This window comes from Flavobacterium daejeonense DSM 17708 (assembly GCF_000425425.1).
GTDB classification, from domain to species: domain Bacteria; phylum Bacteroidota; class Bacteroidia; order Flavobacteriales; family Flavobacteriaceae; genus Flavobacterium; species Flavobacterium daejeonense.
In genome coordinates, this window is the sequence record NZ_AUDK01000018.1 from 83,135 (window position 1) to 104,982 (window position 21,848).

Annotated in this window: 14 protein-coding genes; all 14 read left to right on the top strand. The window is 34.8% G+C overall.

The genetic code is table 11. From position 1 onward, the window contains the following. The first annotated feature begins 4 nt into the window (after positions 1-4). The 14 genes from H599_RS19745 (at position 5) to H599_RS0113005 (ending at position 20,872) form a co-directional block, all read left to right on the top strand. Complete coding sequence (locus H599_RS19745) at positions 5-1,177, top strand: FecR family protein (RefSeq protein ID WP_051590743.1); 1,173 nt, start codon at positions 5-7, stop codon at positions 1,175-1,177. Between the two features lie 99 nt (positions 1,178-1,276). Beyond that, entirely contained in the window at positions 1,277-4,672 is a 3,396-nt protein-coding gene (locus tag H599_RS19750) for a SusC/RagA family TonB-linked outer membrane protein (protein WP_051590744.1), read from the top strand. Between the two features lie 24 nt (positions 4,673-4,696). Further along, positions 4,697-6,283, top strand: coding sequence for a RagB/SusD family nutrient uptake outer membrane protein (locus tag H599_RS19755; RefSeq protein WP_051590745.1), 1,587 nt, complete (start codon positions 4,697-4,699; stop codon positions 6,281-6,283). Between the two features lie 252 nt (positions 6,284-6,535). Next, positions 6,536-8,137, top strand: a complete 1,602-nt coding sequence (locus H599_RS0112955) for an arabinan endo-1,5-alpha-L-arabinosidase (protein WP_026714522.1) — start codon at positions 6,536-6,538, stop codon at positions 8,135-8,137. Positions 8,138-8,281: 144 nt separating this feature from the next. Beyond that, positions 8,282-9,829: an alpha-N-arabinofuranosidase gene (locus H599_RS0112960; protein ID WP_026714523.1), complete on the top strand. Its 1,548-nt coding sequence runs from the start codon at positions 8,282-8,284 to the stop codon at positions 9,827-9,829. A gap of 7 nt (positions 9,830-9,836) precedes the next feature. Beyond that, on the top strand, positions 9,837-10,826 hold the full coding sequence (locus tag H599_RS0112965; protein ID WP_081810565.1) for a glycoside hydrolase family 43 protein: 990 nt from the start codon (positions 9,837-9,839) through the stop codon (positions 10,824-10,826). Between the two features lie 16 nt (positions 10,827-10,842). Beyond that, positions 10,843-11,793: an arabinan endo-1,5-alpha-L-arabinosidase gene (locus H599_RS0112970; RefSeq protein ID WP_169736901.1), complete on the top strand. Its 951-nt coding sequence runs from the start codon at positions 10,843-10,845 to the stop codon at positions 11,791-11,793. 92 nt (positions 11,794-11,885) lie between these two features. Beyond that, positions 11,886-13,004 (top strand): glycoside hydrolase family 43 protein, encoded by a 1,119-nt coding sequence (locus H599_RS0112975; RefSeq protein WP_081810566.1) that lies wholly within the window; start codon positions 11,886-11,888, stop codon positions 13,002-13,004. Between the two features lie 86 nt (positions 13,005-13,090). Beyond that, a complete protein-coding gene (locus tag H599_RS0112980) occupies positions 13,091-15,076 on the top strand; it encodes an alpha-L-arabinofuranosidase C-terminal domain-containing protein (protein ID WP_026714527.1) in 1,986 nt (661 codons plus the stop codon). 126 nt (positions 15,077-15,202) lie between these two features. Continuing rightward, on the top strand, positions 15,203-16,870 hold the full coding sequence (locus H599_RS0112985; protein WP_026714528.1) for a ribulokinase: 1,668 nt from the start codon (positions 15,203-15,205) through the stop codon (positions 16,868-16,870). A gap of 9 nt (positions 16,871-16,879) precedes the next feature. Continuing rightward, positions 16,880-17,581 carry an L-ribulose-5-phosphate 4-epimerase gene (locus tag H599_RS0112990; protein ID WP_026714529.1) on the top strand — a complete coding sequence of 234 codons (702 nt, stop codon included), beginning with the start codon at positions 16,880-16,882 and terminating at the stop codon, positions 17,579-17,581. A gap of 115 nt (positions 17,582-17,696) precedes the next feature. Beyond that, on the top strand, positions 17,697-18,059 hold the full coding sequence (locus H599_RS0112995; RefSeq protein WP_026714530.1) for a DUF6970 domain-containing protein: 363 nt from the start codon (positions 17,697-17,699) through the stop codon (positions 18,057-18,059). A gap of 28 nt (positions 18,060-18,087) precedes the next feature. Next, the gene (gene araA / locus H599_RS0113000; RefSeq protein ID WP_026714531.1) at positions 18,088-19,596 is read left to right on the top strand and encodes an L-arabinose isomerase; all 1,509 of its coding nucleotides are present in this window, start codon (positions 18,088-18,090) and stop codon (positions 19,594-19,596) included. Between the two features lie 97 nt (positions 19,597-19,693). Beyond that, the gene (locus H599_RS0113005) at positions 19,694-20,872 is read left to right on the top strand and encodes an aldose epimerase family protein (RefSeq protein ID WP_026714532.1); all 1,179 of its coding nucleotides are present in this window, start codon (positions 19,694-19,696) and stop codon (positions 20,870-20,872) included. The last annotated feature ends 976 nt before the right edge of the window (positions 20,873-21,848 follow it).

Below are 21,848 nucleotides of genomic sequence, written 5' to 3' on the forward strand. Positions count from 1 at the left end.
AAAAATGATAAGCGCTGAAATTGAAAATATAATAGTTAAATTTTTAACCAAACAAGCTTCTGCTTCGGAGTTGAATGCGTTAGAAAAATGGGTAGCCGAATCGGATAATAAAAAAATATTTAAGGAGTATGTAAAGGTGAATTTTGCAATTGAATACAATATGATGGAATTTGATTCTAATAAAGTAATGAGTGAGTTGTTAGAAGCATTTGCTAAAGAACAGAAAGTAAGAAAACTTAAAAAACTACGTCAGCTTGTTTATTATGCTGCGGCAGCTGTTGTTTTAGGAGTTGTAGCGACGACCTATTTCTACAGAACCAATTTGGCTGAAACATCTATTGTAGTGTCTAAAAAAGTAGTGGTCAATAATGGTATAAAAGCCGGAACTGATAAAGCAATGTTAACGCTTGAAGATGGTTCGGTAGTGGTTTTAGAAAAAAATAAGACGTATAAAAAAGGGAATATAATTAGTAATGGCGAAAAATTAATTTGTAAAAATACCAAGAAGTCTGACGGCGCGGTTGCTTATAACTATTTAACAATACCAAGAGGAGGGCAATTTAAAATGAGTTTAGCTGACGGAACCCAGGTTTGGCTGAATTCTGAATCTAAGATGAAATTCCCAGTGGCATTTGTAGAAGGCAGTCTTAGAAAAGTAGAATTAATTTATGGAGAAGCTTTTTTTGAGGTGTCGCCAAGTTCAGAACATAAAGGAGCGAAATTTAAAGTTTTAAATAAAAATCAGGAAGTAGAGGTTTTAGGAACAGAGTTTAACATCAAGGCTTATCCAAATGAAGATAAAATTTATACCACTTTAGTAGAAGGTAAAGTCACTGTAAGTAACTCCAATTCGAAAAAACATTTAATTCCCAATCAGCAATCTGTTATTGATCTTAAAAACGGAGCCATCGCTATTAATGCAATCGATGCTTATAACGAAGTGTTGTGGACTAAGGGAATTTTTAGTTTTAAAGGAAAAAACTTAAAAGAAATTATGGATGTGATATCGAGATGGTATGATGTTCAGGTGATGTTTCAAAACACAGCACTTGAAAAAGTCAAATTTAACGGAGTACTCAGTAAAAACGATAATATAAACGAAATTTTAAAAATTATTAAAAAAACCAATTTTATAAATGACTATGAGATAAAAGACCGAACGATTACCTTAAAGTAAAAAAAAAAAAAAAGGGAAAAAAGTAATACCTGGACAGTACGCTACTTTTTCCCCATGAAACTTATTAATTAATACTATTAACCAATAATTATCAAATGTATGAAAATTGAAATTACTAACCATTTTTTCTTTTTGAAAAGAAAATTTTTACTAACCAGTATGAAAGCATTTATATTGTTTTTTTGTACGACTGCCTTTAGTTTTACTACGGGAAAGGTTTTTACCCAGAATGTGAAAATTATAGTTGACAAAGATAAGACTGTAACTATTGATGAAGTCTTTGATTTGCTAAGGCAGCAAACCGATTTTGTATTTATTTACCAAGAGGACATGTTTAAAGATGTTCCTAAAGTAAAACTTAAAAAAGGAATTATTAGTGCTAATAAATTATTGACTGAAAACCTGTCGGGGGGAGGTTTTCAATTCGAATTAACCGAAAAAAATAAAATTATTATTACTAAGGCTAAACCCGAAGAAAAGGTAGAGCAACAACGAATAAAGGTCACGGGAATCATCACCGATTCGAATGGCGCACCGCTTCCGGGAGTAAATATTTTGGAAAAAGGAACTGCAAACGGCGTGCAATCTGATTTTGACGGAAAATTTTCGATAGATGTTTACAGCTCTAATTCATCTCTTGTGGTTTCTTATATAGGCTATATAAATCAGGAAATAAAAGTTGGTAATCAAACGAATATTACTGTTAAACTTTTAGATGATTACGCCAAACTAGATGAGGTTGTTGTTATAGGATACGGTACTCAAAAAAAGTCTGATTTAACAGGTTCAGTAGCTGTAGTTGACGTTTCAGCGGCTAAAAAAACAGTTTCTTATGATGTTGCCAAAATGCTGCAAGGTCAAGCAGCTGGTGTAACTGTGCAATCATCAGGAGAACCTGGAAGTTTTGTGAATATTAAGATTAGAGGTATTTCGTCTTTTAAGAATAATAATCCATTATTTGTTATTGATGGTGTAATTGTAGACGAACCATATGATTTTGCTCCTGGAGATATCGAATCCATGCAAGTGCTAAAAGATGCTTCTGCTGCTGCTATTTATGGTGTGCGTGGTGCTAATGGTGTTGTAATTATTACAACAAAAAAAGGTAAGACTGGTAGAATTGATATTAGATACAAGTCGCTATTTGGTGTACAAAATGTGGGTAAAAAATGGTCGTTGACAAATGCTAAACAGTATCAACAAATTACAAGTGCTGCAGAAGTTAATCTTGGGTTGACTATTGCACCGGGTAATGATCCTTCAAGTCCTTCTTACATAAATAATGTAGATACAAATTGGCAAGATGCTGCTTTTAGAACAGGCACAATTGAAAATCACTCAATTAATTTGAGCGGTGGTTCTGAAGGTCTAGGATATAGTGTGAACTTGGACTATTTTAAAAATAAAGGATATATAGAGTCTCCTCAAGATTATCAAAGAATTTCTTCTAATATAAACCTTACTGGGAAAAAGGACAAAATTAGTTATGGTTCTAAAATAGCATTTACTCAATCAAACAAAGGGTCTTTTAATGAGTATAACGCAGGTCAGTCACCTATTAGTGATTTGTTAGGAGCAATACCTACTATGCCTGTTTATGATGCTAATCGTTTAGGCGGTTATGGTGGGACTGATAATGGTACTCAAAGAGCTATATCTATGAACGTCATTGGATTTAATAACTTGATAGAAAATACAACTAAACGAAATCATTTTTTAGGAAATCTTTGGGCTCAAGTAGAATTACTAAAAGGTTTAAAGTATAAAATTAGTGGAAGTTTTGACAGAGTTGATGTTCAAAATAGAAGATTTGAACCTCAAAGTGATTTAGGGTGGTATTATGTTACGGAATTTGCAGAATCAAATTTAAATGTTTCAAGTTCAAATTTATCTAAAACAATTTTAGATAATTTACTTACTTATGATCTATCAGTTGGTAAGCATAAATTTGATGCTTTAGTGGGGTACGTACAACAAAGAACTGATTTCTATAATCTTTGGTCTAGAGGAAAAGGATATGATGCAAATACTATTAGACAAATACAGTATGCTGGGGAATTAAATAGTATTTCTTCAGGAGAATACAAGTCGGTTGAAACTCAGTTATCATATATAGGTAGGTTGAACTATAATTATAATGATTTGTATTTTATTACGGGTAATTTCAGACAAGACAGGTCTTCTAAATTTGCCCCTGAAAATAATACGGGTAATTTTTATGGAATTTCTGGAGCTTGGAAAATTAGTAATGAAGAATTTTTAAAATTACCTAAATGGGTTAGTAATATAAAATTACGTGGAGGCTATGGTGAGCTAGGAAACAATACAATTGGTTTGTATGCTTATGCTTCAACAATTAATAGTTTTGCGGCATATAATTTTAATAATCAAATCGCAAATGGAACTACATCAGTGAGAACAACAGATCCAAATATTAGCTGGGAAACTACAGCGTCTACAAATGTTGCTTTAGATTTAGGTTTATTTGATGATAAACTGCAATTTACAGGAGAATATTATATTAAAAAGTCTAATGATTTACTTATGAATTTTCCTATACCGTATTCTACAGGTTCTATTTCGTATAATGGTGGTGGTTTTGCTGATCCAGATATTGAAACTAATGCTGCTTCTGTTCAAAATAAAGGTCTAGAATTTTCGGTTTCTTATAGAAATAATGATCATGCCTTTAAGTATAATATTTCAGCAAATGTAGGAACATTAAAAAATAAAGTACTTAGTTTAGGGACAACTGATTTACCAATTCCAGGTGCTGCTTCTAGGACAGCTGTAGGTCATTCAGTTGGTGAGCTTTATGCTTATCAAACAGATGGGATATTTCAATCTACAGATGAAATTGCAGCTTCTCCATCACAAACTAACGCAGGAGTTGGAGATATCAAGTTTAAAGATCAATTAACTGTTGATACTAACGGTGATGGTGTTATGGATACAGCAGATGGGATTATTAATGATAAAGATAGAGTTTACCAAGGAGTAACAATACCTAAATATAGTTTTGGTTTCAACTTTAGTTGTAATTATAAAAATTGGGATATGTCTATGTTTTTTCAAGGTGCAGGAGGAAACAAAGTTTTCAATGGGATGTATCGTAACTTAATGGCTGGGGATTATGGGAACCATAGTACTGATGAATTAAATTATTGGACTCCAACCAATACTAATACTAATGTACCTAGACCTATTATCGGTGACCCTAATGGAAATAGAAGAGATTCTAATCGATTTATAGAAAATGGAGATTATCTAAAGTTCCAAAATTTAGAGATTGGTTATGAAATACCTCTAAAAAATATTATTGCTATACAAAAAGCGAGAGTATATTTAAACGGACAAAATTTGTACACCTTTACTAAATACAGAGGTTATGATGCTGATTTTAATAGTAATGATGGATTATTGTCAAGAGGTTACGATGGAGGTTCATTCCCGAATCCTCGAACTCTATCTTTAGGTGTTCAAGTTGACTTTTAATATTGATTTTTAAATTATTAAACCATGAAATATAAAAATTTTAAATATATAACTTTGTTTTTATTGTTAGCTGCAATTACAGTTAGCTGTGTACAAGATGAAGATTTGATTCAAGTTAATCCAAATGAAAGTTCATCAGAATCATTTTGGAAAACAGATGCAGATGCAATTAAAGGCTTGAATGCCGCTTATAGTAGTTTACTTAATGAAGGAACCTATATGAGAAGTTCTCCATTATTGCTAGACTTAAAAGGGGATGATACACGTAGTAATAGTCCATGGGGATCTATGAAGAATGTAGGTTATTTTAACTCTAATGTTACTGATCCAGCTATTTATGGTTGGGCATATAGAGAATATTATCAAGGAATTAACAGATGTAATCAAGTTATACTTAAGGTTCCTAGTATTGTTTTCACTGATAGTAATTTAAAGGATAGAATATTAGGACAAGCTTATTTTTTAAGAGGTTTGTATTTGTTCCATGCGGTTAATATGTTCAAAAGTGTTCCAATCCCTTTGGATTTGTCTGTTTATCATCCACAAAAAACGCAAGCAGAAGGATGGGCACAAGTAATTAGTGATTTTAAAATGGCAGCTGATTTATTACCTTCTTCTTATGCAAATCTTACAGGTATAGACACTAAAGACTTAAATGGTAATCCAATAAAAGGACGTGCAACTAAAGGAGCTGCATTAGGTTATTTAGGTAAAGCCTATTTGTTTACCAAAGATTTTGATAATGCTAAAATTACATTTAAACAAGTTATCGATTTAGGCGTATATTCTTTAGTGTCAAATTATGGAGATAATTTTTCTGATTCAAATGAAAATAATGCTGAATCTTTATTCGAAGTACAATTTAGTAGAGCAGCAGGTGGAGTAGGATTAAGTTGGGGGGGAATACCTGCATCTGATTGGGGTAAAACTTCAGCAAGAGCCATTACATATGGAGCAAGAGCTTTTGGATTTACAGATGTGCAGCCAACTTTTACTTTGTTTAATGAGTTTCAAGTAGAGAAAACTAAAACAGGTGCTTTAGATCCTCGATTGGATGCTACAATTTATTATAAAAAACCAGGTGGAGCGACTCCAATTTATCAAACTACATTTGAGCTTCAATATCAAAATTCTCCTGCTGACTTAAATGATATATATTGTAAAAAATATGAAAATGGTGGAGGTGCTTTTTCAAACGAATATGATTGGCGTTCTGGTATCAATGAACGTCTATTGCGTTATGCCGATATATTGTTAATGTATGCAGAATGTCTAAATGAAACTGGTAACACTTCAGGTGCTTATACATATATTCAAATGGTTAGAGATCGTGCTAATTTACCAGATTTAGCTGTTGTTAAGCCAAGTATGAATCAGGCGCAAATGCGTGATCAAATAGGTCATGAACGTTTCTTAGAATTTGCTTTGGAAGGACATCGTTTTGATGATATTCGTCGCTGGGGATGGTTGCAGGATCCGGTTAAATTGGCTTGGTTAAAATCGAGAGATGTTGAATTTAATTCTTATACAACAGGAAGAGAGTTTTTCCCAATTCCACAATTAGAAATTGATACAAATAAATTTCCTTTTACCCAAAATGAGGGATATTAGAGTTTAGTGTATGTTGTTTTTTTATTCCATAATGGTAAGCTTTTTGAAGTTTACCATTGTGGTATTTTAACCTAAAAACCATATAAAAACACCATAATTACACTTTTGATTTTCAAAAGCGATATCTAAATCATTCCAATTCTAAATGCAATAGCACTTATGGAATTCTAATGCCTTAAAATAATTAAAAAAAACAGCAATGCAATTCCTCTTTTCTCGGTAAAGTTGAAAAGAAAATTAAAAAAGAAAGAAATGAGAAAATCAAATTTCATATTAAGAATAGCTTCTTATTTTGGGCTTATTTTAGTTGTACTTATCGCGGTAAGTTGCTCAAAAGACGATGCTGCAACAGATGAAACTATTCCACCAGTAGTTACTCCTAGTTTTTCAGGACCTACTTATGCGGATAACTATTCCTCAATTGCTTCTTGGAATACTAGATCGCAATGGAATTTAGCTAATGTTCATGATCCTTCTGTGGAAAAATCTGGCGACTACTATTATATGTATCAAACGGATGCTTCTTATGGAAATGCTCATGACGGACATGGACATTTTTTTTACCGTCGTTCTAAAGATTTGGTCAATTGGGAATTTATGGGGTCTACTATGACTACAGCTCCGGCTTGGGTTAAGGATTCCTTAAATAACAAAAGAGCGCGTATGAATCCTGCATTGCCTCCTATTGCTAACCCAAATTATGGATATTGGGCACCTTGTGTTCGAAAAGTAGGAAATAAATACCGTATGTATTACAGTATTGTGGTAGATAATCCCATTGTTGGTACTGATTTTAATACCTCGTGGTCAGAAAGAGCTTTTATTGGTTTAGCTGAAACAGATGACTTAGCTTCTAATGTTTGGACAGATAAAGGTATGGTTGTATGCTCTGAACCGGACGGTGTAAAGCCGTATTCTTATACGGGTACCAGAAATTGGGAGGATGCTTATTTTAAATACAATGCCATTGATCCTAGTTTTATAGAAACACCGGAAGGGGATCAATATTTGATTTATGGTTCCTGGCACTCCGGAATAGTTGCTGTTAAATTAGATCCAACAACTGGTAAGCCATTTCAATTAAAAACTTTGGCAGATTATGGTACCCGAATTGCAACCCGAAATGCTTCCAGTCGTTGGCAGGCTTCGGAAGGCGCTGAAATCATTTATAATCCGGATACCCAATATTATTATTTGTTTATGGCTTATGATGAGTTGTCCGTTGCTTATAATACCCGAGTTGCCCGATCCAGAAATATAACCGGACCTTATTATGGAATTAATGGTGCTAATGTAACTAACGGTGCCGATTGTTGGCCAATGTTGACACACCCTTATAGTTTTAATAATCATACCGGATGGGTGGGGATTTCACATTGTGCTATTTTTCAAAATCCGGATACCAAGCAATGGTATTACTCTTCTCAAGGACGTTTACCGGAAGGTGTTCCGGGAATTGCGGTTTCTAATGCCATAATGATGGGACATGTGAGAGCTATAAAATGGACAGATGATGGCTGGCCTGTTATTGATCCGGAACGTTATGCCGCAGTACCGGAAACTACTATTACTGATGCATCTTTCATCGGGGAGTGGGAGCAAATTACAATGAACTACCAATATCAAACTATTCAAAAATCGGTTAGGATATACTTAACTGCGGATAAAAAAGTTAGTGGGGCTATTACGGGAACCTGGTCTTATGATAGTACCAATAAAACTTTAACGGTTAATGGTGTTAAATGTAAGGTAAGTGATGCCTGGGATTGGGAATCTTCAACCAGAAAAGTAACAGTCACCTATTCCGGACTTACTGCAGATGGAAGACCTGTTTGGGGTAAAAAAGTAAATTAAAAAGCATGAACCCTTTCCATTTAAGAAAGGGTTTTTGTCAAAATACAAGCAAGACTTATTTTTAGTTTGTTTTAATCCTTTTATTTTACCTATATTTACAAATGTTAAACATACACTTATAACCAATCAAAAATGTTAATCAGAATGAAAAAAAATCTGTTCTTATTGTTGGCTTTTACTTTTTGTGGCCAACTTGCTTTTTCACAAAAAGAAACTACAACGCTGAGTATAAACAAAGCGGAAAAACCTGTTACTATTAACAAAAATATTTATGGTCACTTTGCAGAGCATTTAGGGAGATGTATCTACGGAGGTTTTTTTGTGGGAGATACTTCTAAAATTCCAAATACTAATGGAGTTCGAAATGATATTATTGCGGCTTTGAAAGAATTAAAAATTCCAAATCTAAGATGGCCTGGAGGATGTTTTGCCGATACCTATCACTGGAAAGACGGTATTGGTCCAAAAGAAAATCGTCCAACGATTGTTAATCAATGGTGGGGAGGCGTAACGGAAGATAACAGTTTTGGAACCCATGATTTTTTAAATTTATGTGAAGTTTTGGGTGCGGAACCTTATTTGGCTGGAAATATTGGAAGCGGTACGGTTCAGGAATTGGCAGACTGGGTTCAATATGTAAACTTTGGCGGGAAAAGCCCGATGAGTGATTTGCGTATCAAAAACGGTAGAAAAGAACCTTGGAAAGTAAAATTCTGGGGAGTAGGAAACGAAGCCTGGGGATGTGGTGGAAATATGACTGCCGAATATTATGCTGGAGAATACCGTAAATATGCCACTTTTATGTCGGATTGGGAAAATACAGGTGGAATTACTCGTATTGCATCCGGATCAAATGGTGCCGATTATAATTGGACAGAAGTTTTGATGAAAAATATTCCAACGAACATGTTAGGCGGACTTGGAGTACACCATTATGCTGTAATTAATTGGAACAAAAAAGGAGATGCTGTAGATTATACAGAAAATCAATATTTTGAAACCATGAAATCGGCGTTAAAAATGGAAGAATTGGTTACTAAACACGCCACTATTATGGATAAATATGATCCTGCTAAAAAAGTAACTATGGCTGTGGATGAATGGGGTGGCTGGTATGAAGTGGAAAAAGGAACTAATCCAGGATTTTTGTATCAACAAAATACCATGCGTGATGCTATGATTGCAGGTACAACCTTGAATACTTTTAACAATCATGCCGACAGAGTGCGTATGGCTAACTTAGCACAATGTGTTAATGTGTTACAAGCGGTAATTTTGACGGATAAGGCAAAAATGATTTTGACGCCTACGTATCATGTTATTAAAATGTATCGTGTGCATCAGGATGCCGAGTTGTTACCAGTAGATTTTAAATCTCCAGACTATACTTTGGATGGAAAATCACTTCCTGCAGTTTCTGCTTCGGCTTCAAAAGACAAAAGTGGGTTAGTGCATATTTCATTGGTAAATATTGATGCTAAAAAGGAAAATAAAATTGAGATTGATTTGGCTGAACTTGGATTGAAAAATTTCACCGGAACAATTTTGACTTCTAAAAAATTACAGGACTACAATTCCTTTGATAAACCAAATGCAATTGAACCAAAAGAATTCAAAGCTTTTAAAAATGCCAAAGGAAAATTAGAAATTACTTTACCTGCATTTTCAGTTGTAATGTTAGAAGCTAAATAAAATCATAATGAGAATTAAAAATATTGCATGTGGTTTAGGTCTTTTATCAGCAGTTGTTTCCTGTAAAACGGCTGCTGTAAAAGAATCAGCTCATACCGAAAATCAGCAATCGCTGAAAATGAATAATCCTATTATTACCGATAAATATACTGCCGATCCGGCGGCTTTGGTTTATAAAGACAAGGTATATTTATACACGGGACATGATGTGCCTGAAAAAGGAGTTCAATCTTACAGAATGAATGACTGGTTGGTCTATTCCACTTCAGACATGGTACATTGGCAAGAGCATCCGATCCCTTTAAAAACTTCTGATTTTGCCTGGGCCAAAGGTGATGCCTGGGCTGGGCAGGTAATTGAGAGAAACGGGAAGTTTTATTGGTATGTGGCTATTTCTCACGGTACAATCCATGGAAAAGCAATTGGAATTGCGGTTTCAGATAATCCAACGGGGCCTTTTAAAGATGCCTTAGGAAAAGCATTGATTACGAATGATATGACAACTAAAACTAAAATTAGTTGGGATGATATTGATCCTTCAGTTATTATTGATGATGATGGTCAGGCGTATCTTTTTTGGGGAAATACCGTTTGTAATTATGTGAAATTAAAAGAAAATATGATTGAAATGGATGGCCCAATGCAAACGATAGATTTACCAAATTTCACCGAAGCGCCTTGGATTCACAAACGCAAAGGATGGTATTATTTGTCTTATGCGTATCAGTTTCCTGAAAAAATTGCCTATGCTATGAGTAAATCCATCAATGGACCATGGGAATACAAAGGTATTTTGAACGAGGTGGCAGGTAATTCGAATACGAATCATCAGTCGATTATTGATTTTAAGGGCAAGTCGTATTTCATTTACCATAATGGTGTAATCCCGACAGAAGGAGGAAGTTTCAGACGTTCGGTTTGTGTGGATCGTTTGTATTATAACCCGGATGGTACGATGAAACGAGTAGTAATGACTTCGGAAGGAATTCAGGAATAAGATGAAAGTTTTTAAGATGAAATACCAATTTCTACTGTTGTTGCTTTTGATTTTTTTTGAATCAAATGCGCAAAGTATTTCTGTACACGACCCGGTACTCATTAAAGAAAAGGATACTTATTACCTGTTTTGTACCGGACGCGGAATCAGTGTTTTTAGTTCAAAAGATTTAAAAAATTGGAACCCGGAACCAGCAGTATTCAACGAAAAACCAACTTGGGTAGATGCGGTTGTTCCCGATTTCAAAAATCATATTTGGGCACCGGATATTTCATTTCATAATAATCAGTATTATTTATACTATTCGGTTTCTGCTTTTGGAAAAAATACTTCCGCCATTGGAGTGGCAACCAATGTTACTTTGAATGCAAATGATCCGAATTATAAATGGGTAGATCACGGTATTGTTATACAATCCTACCCCAACAGAGATGAATGGAATGCTATTGATCCTAATTTAATTATAGATGAAAATAATTCGCCTTGGTTGTCTTTTGGTTCTTTTTGGGACGGAATAAAAATGGTGAAACTAAATCCTGATTTATTGTCCATTGCGCAACCTCAGGAATGGTATTCGATTGCCAAACGTAAAAATACAACTTTGTCAGGTGAAACAGCAGCTATTGAAGCGCCTTTTATTTTTAAGAAAAACGGTTATTATTATCTTTTTACCTCTTGGGATTTGTGTTGCAAAGGCAAAGACAGTACTTACAAAATTGCCATAGGAAGGTCTGAAAAAGTTACCGGACCCTACAAAGACAAAGAGGGGAATTTATTGAGTCAGGGTGGTGGAACTATTTTGCTAAAGGGAGATGAGAATTATTTTGGCGTAGGCCATAATAGCGCTTATACTTTTGATGGAGTAGATTATTTAGTATTTCATGGATATAATGCTGTAGAAAACGGAAAATCTACTTTAGTAATAAAAGAAATAAAATGGGACTCGGATTTCTGGCCTTATTTATAATAGCTGACTTTCTTAAATAAAGTTAATAAAGTGTTTAAGGAGGAAAAATTCTTAATTCTTTTCAAATAATTTTAATTCAAACAAAGTATACGATGCAAACAAAGAGATTAAAAAATCTGGCATTATCAGCACTTGTTTTGGTAAGTGTAGCTTCCTGTAACGATAAAAAAGAGCGAAATGATAAGCTAAAAGAGGAAGTGGCTACAAATGCAAAATCAACCTTGTCTAATAAACCGATTGTGTTGCAAAGAGCCGATCCGTTTATCTATAAGCATACAGATGGATATTACTATTTTACCGGATCGGTGCCAACCTATGATGCCATAGAGTTAAGACGTGCCAAATCTATTGAAGAACTTCAAAAGGCCGAAACTTTTAGAGTATGGGAAAAACATAAAACCGGGCCAATGAGCCGTCACGTATGGGCACCGGAAATTCATTATCTGGATGGAAAATGGTATGTTTATTTTGCAGCAAGCCAAGAAGACGATATTTGGAAATTAAGACCTTATGTTTTGGAGTGTACTGGTCAGGATCCTTTACATGATAAGTGGATTGAGCTTGGACAAATGCAGGCAGCTGATGCAGATCCAAAAAGCTTTACCGATTTTTCTCTGGACGGTACTGTATTTGAGCATAAAAATAAACGCTATTTCTGTTGGGCAGAAAAAACAGGAGGACAGTTCGCCGCTTCAAATTTGTATTTAGCCGAAATGGAATCACCTATAAAACTAAAAACAGTGCAATTTATGCTTACCACTCCGGATTACGATTGGGAACGCATCGGTTTTTGGGTGAATGAAGGTCCTGCAGTTATAAAGAACAAAGGAAAAATTTACATTACTTTTTCGGCAAGCGCTACTGGTGCTTGTTACGCTATGGGGATGATGGAAGCAGATGAAAATGCTGATTTATTAGATAGAAATTCCTGGAAAAAATCAAGATATCCGGTATTAAAAACGGATGTAGCAAAAGGAATTTATGGACCAGGTCATAACTCTTTTACAGTTGATGAAAACGGCGAACCTTTAGTAATATATCATGCGAGGGATTATGAAAAAGCGGTAGGTGATCCAAAAGTAGTGCCAGCGACAGATAAAAGACCGTTGAAAGAAATTATTGCAGACCCGTTATATGACCCTAATCGTCATGCGAGAATGATGAAATTAAAATTTGATGATAATGGAAGACCAATATTTGATTATAATTAAGAAGTGTAAAGGTGAAACTTTTTAACATAACGATTAAAATTTATGCCCTTGTCAATTCTTATTTTATTATAAAAGAAAGATTAAAAATGAAATTAAATTTAATAACAAAAAGCACCCTTTGCAGTTTATTGCTTAGCAGTTTTTTGGCAAATGCTCAGAAAACTAATTTAGATATTGATTTGACTAAATCAATCACCAAAATTCAACCAACAATGTATGGTGTCTTTTTTGAAGATATCAATTTTGCTGCCGATGGTGGTTTGTATGCCGAAATGGTTAAGAACAGAACTTTTGGGTTTGATGCACCTCTTATGGGATGGTCACAACCGAATAGTAATGTGCATTCATTTAATATGGAGTCCGGGATTGCAACTCCAATGCGTACCTCTGAAAATCCTAATAATCCTGATTTTTGTAGAATTGTCATCAATAATGATAAAAATTATCAGATTTTAAATGAAGGTTTCAGAGGGATGGGAATTAAGAAAGATGCTAAATACAATCTTTCATTAAAAGCGGCAAATCATGATAATGCAATCAAAAAGATAATCATCCAATTTATAGATGCTAATAAAAATGTTTTAGGAGAAACAACGATTGTTCCTTCGTCATCAAATTGGAAAGACTATTCGGCTCAAATTATTGCAACTGGAACAGAAGCTAAAGCGCAGTTGAAAATTAGTTTTGAAGGTACAGGAACTATCGATTTGGATATGGTTTCGTTATTTCCGGAGGAAACCTGGAATAACAGAAAAAATGGTTTGCGTAAAGATATTGTTCAGTTATTATATGATTTAAAACCTGGATTTATACGTTTTCCTGGTGGTTGTATCGTTGAAGGAAGAACATTGGAAAACAGATACCAATGGAAAAAAACAGTTGGACCGGTTGAAGACCGTGAAACGATGATTAACCGATGGAATGTGGAGTTTAAAAACAAGCAGGCTCCTGATTATTTCCAGTCTTTTGGTTTAGGTTTCTTTGAATATTTCCAGCTTTCTGAAGATATAGGAGCTCAGCCATTGCCTATTTTAAGCTGTGGAATTGCCTGTCAGTACAACACAGGAGAATTAGTTCCAATGGAAGAATTAGATCCTTATGTGCAGGATGCTCTGGATTTGATCGAATTTGCTAATGGTGCTGTGACGACTAAATGGGGGAAATTACGCTCGGATATGGGGCACCCAAAACCATTTAATCTTAAATTTATTGGAGTTGGAAACGAACAATGGGGACCACAATACATTGAAAGATATAAAGTTTTTGCAAAAGCGATAAAAGAAAAATACCCAAACATAACAATTGTTTCCGGTTCAGGACCTTCTCCAGATGGAGCAATGTTTGATTACGGATGGGAGGAATTGAAAAAAATGAATGCAGAAATCGTAGATGAGCATTATTACAAAAATCCGGAATGGTTTAAGAAAAATGCAGCAAGATATGATAACTACGACCGAAAAGGGCCAAAAGTATTTGCCGGAGAATATGCAGCCCATCCTAAAGGAGTTGAAGATGGTTTTAAGGAAAATAACTGGTTGGCAGCGCTTTCAGAATCAGCATTTATGACAGGTTTAGAGCGTAATGCCGATGTGGTTCATTTAACTTCTTATGCACCTTTAATGGCTCATGTGGAGGCTTTTCAATGGGCTCCGGATATGATTTGGTTTGATAATTTGAATGCTTATGGAACGGCAAACTATTATGTGCAAAAATTGTATTCCAATAATAAAGGGACTGATGTTTTATCGATAACTAAGGATGGAAAAGCCCTGACAGGACAAAATGATTTGTATGCTACGGCAGCCAAAGATGTGAACCAAAAAGAACTGATTGTGAAATTGGTAAATACTTCAGATAAAACTCAGGATATTACAATTAATTTGTCAGGAAAAGGAGTGGAGTCTAAAGGAAAAATGATTGTGTTGACTCATGAAAAATTAGATGATTATAATACTTTGGCTGAACCAATGAAAATTGTTCCTGTTGAAAAAGAATATAAAACAGCCGGTAAAACAGCAGTTGTGAATATGCCTGCTTATTCTTTTGTAGTGTTAAAATTAAAGTTAAAATAAAGTAAATACGAACAGACTTATTTTTGAAACAAAAAATATAATAATTTAATAAAATTATATGAAGTGTAAGTGTTACACTTCATATAATTTTGTGCTATATTTGTAGCCATATTTTAAAAAATGAAGATGAAAAATTATGTAATAGGTTTAGATTACGGTTCAGACTCAGTTCGTGCCGTATTAATTGATACCGAAAACGGGCAAGAATTAGCCTCAGACGTTTGTCATTATAAGAGATGGAAAAACAATGAATATTGTAATCCGTCAATTAATCAGTTCCGTCAGCATCCTTTGGATCATATTGAGGGATTAGAATTAACAATTAAATCGGTTGTTGCTCAGGCAAATGTTAATCCGGCTGAAATAAAAAGTATCTGTATCGATACCACAGGTTCTTCTCCGATTCCTGTAACTGCAGAGGGAACTCCATTATCTTTAACTAAAGAATTTGAACACAATCCAAACGCGATGATGATTTTGTGGAAAGATCATACCGCTATCAATGAAGCTAACGAAATCAATGAATTGGCTGTTTCCTGGGGTGGTGAAGATTTCACTAAATACGAAGGAGGGATTTATTCTTCTGAGTGGTTTTGGGCAAAAATTCTACACATTATCCGTGAAGACGAAGCGGTGAAAAAGGCAGCTCACTCATGGATGGAGCACTGTGATTACATGACTTTTTTATTAATAGATGATAAAGATTTAGCTACTTTCAAAAGAAGTCGTTGTGCGGCAGGACATAAAGCAATGTGGCACGAAGACTGGAATGGTTTACCACCGGAAGAATTCCTGACAAAATTAGATCCTTATTTGGCTCAGTTAAGAGGGAAATTATACAATGAAACGTATACTTCTGATTTGGTTGCCGGAAAATTAAACCAGGAATGGGCAACAAGATTAGGGTTAACTACCGATACAATTATTGCTGTTGGAACTTTTGATGCACATTCAGGAGCTGTAGGTGCTAAAATTGATGAGCATGCGTTAGTTCGTGTAATGGGAACTTCAACTTGTGATATTATTGTGGCTTCTCATGAAGCTGTGGGAAGTAAAACGGTTAAAGGAATTTGCGGACAGGTTGATGGTTCTGTAATTCCGGGATACATCGGTCTTGAAGCGGGACAATCTGCTTTTGGAGATGTGTTGGCTTGGTTCAAAGATACTTTGTCTTGGCCTTTGAATAATTTAGTGTACACTTCTGACGTTTTATCTGCTGAGCAAAAAGCACAGTTGAAAGAAGAAGTAGAATCTAATTTCATCAAAACTTTGACAGAACAGGCAGAAGCTATTCCGTTGTCAGAAAGTATTCCAACTGCTTTGGATTGGGTAAATGGTCGTAGAACTCCGGATGCTAACCAAGGATTGAAAAGTGCGATGACGAATCTTTCTTTAGGAACTAAAGCGCCACATATTTTCAAAGCTTTAATCAATTCAATTTGTTTTGGTTCTAAGAAAATTGTAGATCGTTTTGAAGAAGAAGGTGTTCGTATTGATAGCGTTATCGGAATTGGTGGTGTGGCCAGAAAATCACCATTTATCATGCAGACTTTGGCTAACGTACTGAACAAACCAATTAAAGTTTGTGCTTCTGATCAGGCACCTGCTTTAGGAGCTGCAATTTATGCTGCTGTGGCTGCCGGAATTTATCCAAACGTAATTGAAGCAGCTAAAAAAATGGGAAGTGATTTTGAAAGCGAATATTTCCCTCAGGCTGATAAAATTGAAAAATACCAGGAATTGATGGATTCGTATTCTGAATTAAGTCAATTTGTAGAATCGATAACAAAATAATAAATAAAGATGAGTTCAAAATTTCAAGCGTTAAAACAAGAATGCTACGAAGCTAATATGCAACTAAACGAATTGAATTTAGTAGTATATACTTTTGGAAATGTAAGTGCTGTTGACAGAGAAAATGGCGTTTTTGCTATTAAACCAAGTGGTGTGCCTTATGAGGAGTTGAAAGCTGAAGATATTGTTATTGTTGATTTTGATAACAACATTATCGAAGGAGACAAACGTCCTTCTTCTGATACTAAAACGCATGCTTATTTGTACAAACATTGGCCAAATATCGGTGGGATTGCTCATACTCACGCTACTTATTCAGTGGCTTGGGCTCAGGCACAAAGAGATGTTCCGATTTTTGGAACGACACATGCTGACCACCTGACAGCTGATATTCCTTGTGCTCCGCCAATGGCTGATCACCTTATTGAAGGAAATTATGAGCACAATACAGGAATTCAAATCTTGGATTGTTTCAAAGAAAAAAATCTTTCTTATGAAGAAGTAGAAATGGTTTTACTTGGAAATCATGGTCCGTTTGCCTGGGGAAAAAATGCGGCTAAAGCAGTTTATAACTCAAAAGTGTTAGAGGTTTGTGCTGAAATGGCTTATTTAACTTTACAAATTAATCCGGCTGCTCCAAGATTGAAAGACTCCTTGATTAAAAAACATTATGATCGTAAGCACGGAAAAGATGCTTACTACGGACAATAATGGAGATTGTGAGCTAAATAAGGATATGTGTTTAAAATAAATATCGTTAATTAAACAGAGAGACATCGATAACAATAGAACAGATTAAGCTAATAGTAAATTAATGTTTTATACAATGAAAAAAGCATTATACATAATTGTCATTTTAATCATGTTTTCATGTTGTAGTAAAAATGATGACGAAACGATAAAAAACGATTATCCGGAATGCATAAAAAATCAAATAGAAACGTTCTTAACAAATTATCCTAAACCTCCTGATACTGGAATTAGAGCTAGTGTGAAAAAATACTCTTATAAGGGGCAAATAGTTTATGTTACAGATTTCAGTCCGGGTTTTCCTGACGGTGCTTCCGCTGTAATAAATGAAAGTTGTGAGGCAATTTGCCAGCTGGGAGGTTTTGACGGAGTACAAAATGACTGTGTCGATTTTGACAAAGCGACATTTATAAAAACAGTTTGGATAGATAAACGATAAAATAATTAAAAATTAAATTTAGATTAAAATGATAGATATTTCTAAAAAAGAAGTTTGGTTTGTAGTAGGTAGCCAAAACTTATATGGAGAAGAAACTTTAAAACAAGTGGCAGTACATTCTCAGGCAATTGCTAAAGGAATCGATGCTTCTTCTCACGTTCCTGTAAAAGTAATTTACAAATCGGTGGCAAAATCACCTAGTGAAATCACTGATATTTGTTTGGAAGCAAATACAAACAAAAACTGTATTGGTGTTATCGCTTGGATGCACACTTTCTCGCCGGCTAAAATGTGGATTAATGGTTTGAGTATACTTAAAAAACCATTATGTCACTTACATACACAGTACAATGCTGAAATTCCATGGGCTTCAATCGATATGGATTTCATGAACTTAAACCAATCAGCTCACGGAGACAGAGAGTTTGGTTATATCATGTCAAGAATGCGTAAAAAACGTAAAGTAGTTGTGGGTCACTGGGAAGATGCACGTGTTCAGCAAAAATTAGGAAACTGGTCCAGAGTAGCTTTAGGTTGGGACGAAATGCAAAACTTAAAAGTAGCGCGTTTTGGAGACAACATGCGTGAAGTTGCTGTTACTTGTGGGGATAAGGTGGAGGCTCAAATTCGTTTTGGTGTTTCTGTAAATGGATATGACTCTTCTGATATTGTTAATAAAATGAAATTAGTTACTGATGCACAAGTAGATGCTTTAGTAGCGGTTTATGAAGAATCTTATAATTTAGCTCCAAAATTACAAAAAGGAGGAGAGCAAAGACAATCATTATTAGATGCTGCTAAAATCGAATTAGGTTTAAGAGCTTTCTTAGAAGAAGGTGGTTTCGGTGCTTTCACGGATACTTTTGAAAACTTAGGAGAATTAAAACAATTACCTGGAATTGCAACTCAGCGTTTAATGGCTGATGGTTACGGTTTTGGTGGTGAAGGTGACTGGAAAACAGCTGCTATGGTTCGTGTTTTAAAAGTAATGAACATTGGTCTTGAAGGAGGAACTTCTTTCATGGAAGATTATACTTACCACTTCACACCTGAGAAATCGTATGTTTTAGGTTCTCACATGTTGGAAATCTGTCCTTCTATTACTGACGGAAAACCTTCTTGCGAAATTCACCCATTAGGAATTGGTGGAAAAGAAGATCCGGTTCGTTTGGTATTCAATTCACCTGCAGGTGACGCTATCAACGTTTCATTAGTAGATATGGGAACTCGTTTCCGTTTAATCGTGAACGAAGTAACTGCTGTAAAACCAATGGCTGATTTACCAAAATTACCGGTTGCACGTGTGCTTTGGGATTGTAAACCAAACTTGGATATTGCTGCTACTGCTTGGATTTTAGCAGGTGGTGCGCACCATACAGTATATAGCCAGGCGGTTACTACTGAGTTCATGGAAGATTTTGCTGATATTGCAGGAATCGAATTAGTAGTTATCGATAACGATACTAAAATTCGTTCTTTCAAAGAAACTTTGAATGCAAATGAAGCTTACTACCACTTATTCCAAACTGGATTGTAATCTTTTTTAGTAACTAAAATTATAAAGTCATAAAGTTGAAAGGAAATTCTTTTCAGCTTTATGACTTCTTCTATTAACCAATAAAATAAAAAAAACTATGAATTTATTAAGAAGTTGTGTTTTAGGATTGGCTGTTATTACGACAGCAGGACTTTCTGTTCAGTGTAAAGGAGATAAAAAAGAAAATCAAGAGCAAAGCGTTGTTCAAAAAGACAGTGTGAGTATTGAGAAATCAGAGTATGGTACTACTGCTAAAGGAGAAAAGATTGAAAGCTATAAGCTGAAAAATCAAAAAGGAATGGAAGTAGATATTATGACATATGGTGGAATTATCACTTCTTTAAAAGTGCCAAACAAAGCAGGTGTTTCTGAAGATGTGGTACTTGGTTTTAATAATTTCGAACAATACACTAAAGATAATCCGTTTTTTGGAGCTTTAATTGGTAGATATGGTAACCGTATTGGAAAAGCGAAGTTTTCATTGGATGGAGTTGAATACAAATTGGCTGTTAATGACGGTCCTAATAGTTTGCACGGTGGACCAATGGGTTTTCATAAAGTTATTTGGACGGCTGTTGAAGCTAAAGGTGGAGCTGATGGCGTTTTAAAGTTAAAGTATGTTTCAAAAGATATGGAAGAAGGTTTTCCTGGAAACTTGACTGTTTTTGTAACTTATACTTTAAAGTCTGATAATACTTTAGAAGTAGCTTATGAAGCTACTACCGATAAAAAGACAGTGGTGAACTTGACTCAACATTCTTATTTCAATCTTTCAGGTGATTTTACAAGAACTATTTTGGATAACATAGTAACAATAGATGCTGATAAATTAGTTCCGGTTGATGAAACCTTAATTCCTACAGGAAAATTAGATGATGTTGCTAATACACCATTTGATTTCAGAACGCCAAAAGCGATTGGTAAAGATATTGAAGTGGCTAACGAGCAATTAAAAAGAGGTAAAGGTTACGATCACTGCTGGGTGTTGAATAACCAGGACAAAGGATTCCGTTTTGCAGCTTCAGTTTATGAGCCTGTAAGTGGAAGAGTTATGGAAGTGTTTACTGATGAGCCGGGTATTCAGTTGTACACAGGGAATTTCTTAGACGGAACCTTGCCAACAAGAGACGGAAAAACCTATGCGCATAGAACAGGTCTTTGTTTGGAAACTGAGCATTATCCGGATTCTCCAAATCAAAAAGATTTCCCTTCTACAGTTTTAAATCCTGGAGAAACTTATAAAACTAAAACAGCTTTTAAGTTTTCTACTAAATAATGTAGTAAACAGAGTTAGTTTAAACTATACAGCCTGTCTCGTTCTAAATGAGACAGGCTTTTTTATGTTCTTTAAATTCGATACATATATAAGAGTATTTTTTTATTAGAAGCTATTCCTGCTATCCGCTACAATCTTTCCTGACTAAAGGTCGTCAGGAAAGGATTTCCGCTGCTATCAGGGCTAGGTGATTTGTTTTTTTATAAGAGAATGTTGTTCTTAATGTATATAGGGAGAATAAAAAATGAGGATCAAACTTGATTATTGAATATTTCCCCTCCATTGGAGGGGTGCCCGTAGGGCGGGGTAGTTTTATAATTGATTTATTCTAACGTATTTGTACTCTAAATTCAAGGAAACCCCCTTAGTAAACCTCTGTGTTTTCTTAGCGCATCTTTGCGAAAAAGCCATAAAACACGGTATTTATCCATCTAAACTCCTACAAACCCCAAAATATTCAAAAAATAAGTTTCACGTTTTCAGTAGATTAAAAAAAAGATTAAAAATACTTTAAAAAAGTCATTGTCAAAACGAATAAAGGTTCTACTTTTGCACCCGCAACAACGCAGACGTTCATAAAAATACTGACAGACTAAAGAATCAAATTAGAAATTAATTTCTAAAAAAGGTTTAAAAAAGTTTGTGAGATTTAAAAACAGATGTTACATTTGCACCCCGCAAACGAGCGACGTTCCTTGAGAGGCTGACAAGAAAAACGAAGAAAATGGAAAAGAAATTTTTCTAAAAAAAACTTCAAAAAAAGCTTGCCAGAAAGAAAAGAAGTTGTACTTTTGCACCCCGCTTCGAGAAACACACCACGGTGTGAAAAAGAAGCGAAAATAATAAAAAGACACGTTCCTGGACATATTGAATTGACAGCCGTCCCGATTACTCGGGACATAAAAAATAAGAGTAATAGAATTGCAAGATTCGAATAAAACCGATAGTTAACTTGAGTCGCAATAATAAAAGAGAA

Excerpts from the sequence above, each read along its gene's own strand:
- H599_RS0112960 (WP_026714523.1), top strand. The coding sequence starts at position 8,282 with ATGAAAAAAAATCTGTTCTTATTGTTGGCTTTTACTTTTTGTGGCCAA.
- H599_RS0113005 (WP_026714532.1), top strand. The coding sequence starts at position 19,694 with ATGAATTTATTAAGAAGTTGTGTTTTAGGATTGGCTGTTATTACGACA.
- H599_RS0112980 (WP_026714527.1), top strand. The coding sequence starts at position 13,091 with ATGAAATTAAATTTAATAACAAAAAGCACCCTTTGCAGTTTATTGCTT.
- H599_RS0112995 (WP_026714530.1), top strand. The coding sequence starts at position 17,697 with ATGAAAAAAGCATTATACATAATTGTCATTTTAATCATGTTTTCATGT.
- H599_RS0112985 (WP_026714528.1), top strand. The coding sequence starts at position 15,203 with ATGAAAAATTATGTAATAGGTTTAGATTACGGTTCAGACTCAGTTCGT.
- H599_RS0112990 (WP_026714529.1), top strand. The coding sequence starts at position 16,880 with ATGAGTTCAAAATTTCAAGCGTTAAAACAAGAATGCTACGAAGCTAAT.
- H599_RS19745 (WP_051590743.1), top strand. The coding sequence starts at position 5 with ATGATAAGCGCTGAAATTGAAAATATAATAGTTAAATTTTTAACCAAA.
- araA (WP_026714531.1), top strand. The coding sequence starts at position 18,088 with ATGATAGATATTTCTAAAAAAGAAGTTTGGTTTGTAGTAGGTAGCCAA.
- H599_RS0112965 (WP_081810565.1), top strand. The coding sequence starts at position 9,837 with ATGAGAATTAAAAATATTGCATGTGGTTTAGGTCTTTTATCAGCAGTT.
- H599_RS0112975 (WP_081810566.1), top strand. The coding sequence starts at position 11,886 with ATGCAAACAAAGAGATTAAAAAATCTGGCATTATCAGCACTTGTTTTG.
- H599_RS19750 (WP_051590744.1), top strand. The coding sequence starts at position 1,277 with ATGAAAATTGAAATTACTAACCATTTTTTCTTTTTGAAAAGAAAATTT.
- H599_RS0112970 (WP_169736901.1), top strand. The coding sequence starts at position 10,843 with ATGAAATACCAATTTCTACTGTTGTTGCTTTTGATTTTTTTTGAATCA.
- H599_RS0112955 (WP_026714522.1), top strand. The coding sequence starts at position 6,536 with ATGAGAAAATCAAATTTCATATTAAGAATAGCTTCTTATTTTGGGCTT.
- H599_RS19755 (WP_051590745.1), top strand. The coding sequence starts at position 4,697 with ATGAAATATAAAAATTTTAAATATATAACTTTGTTTTTATTGTTAGCT.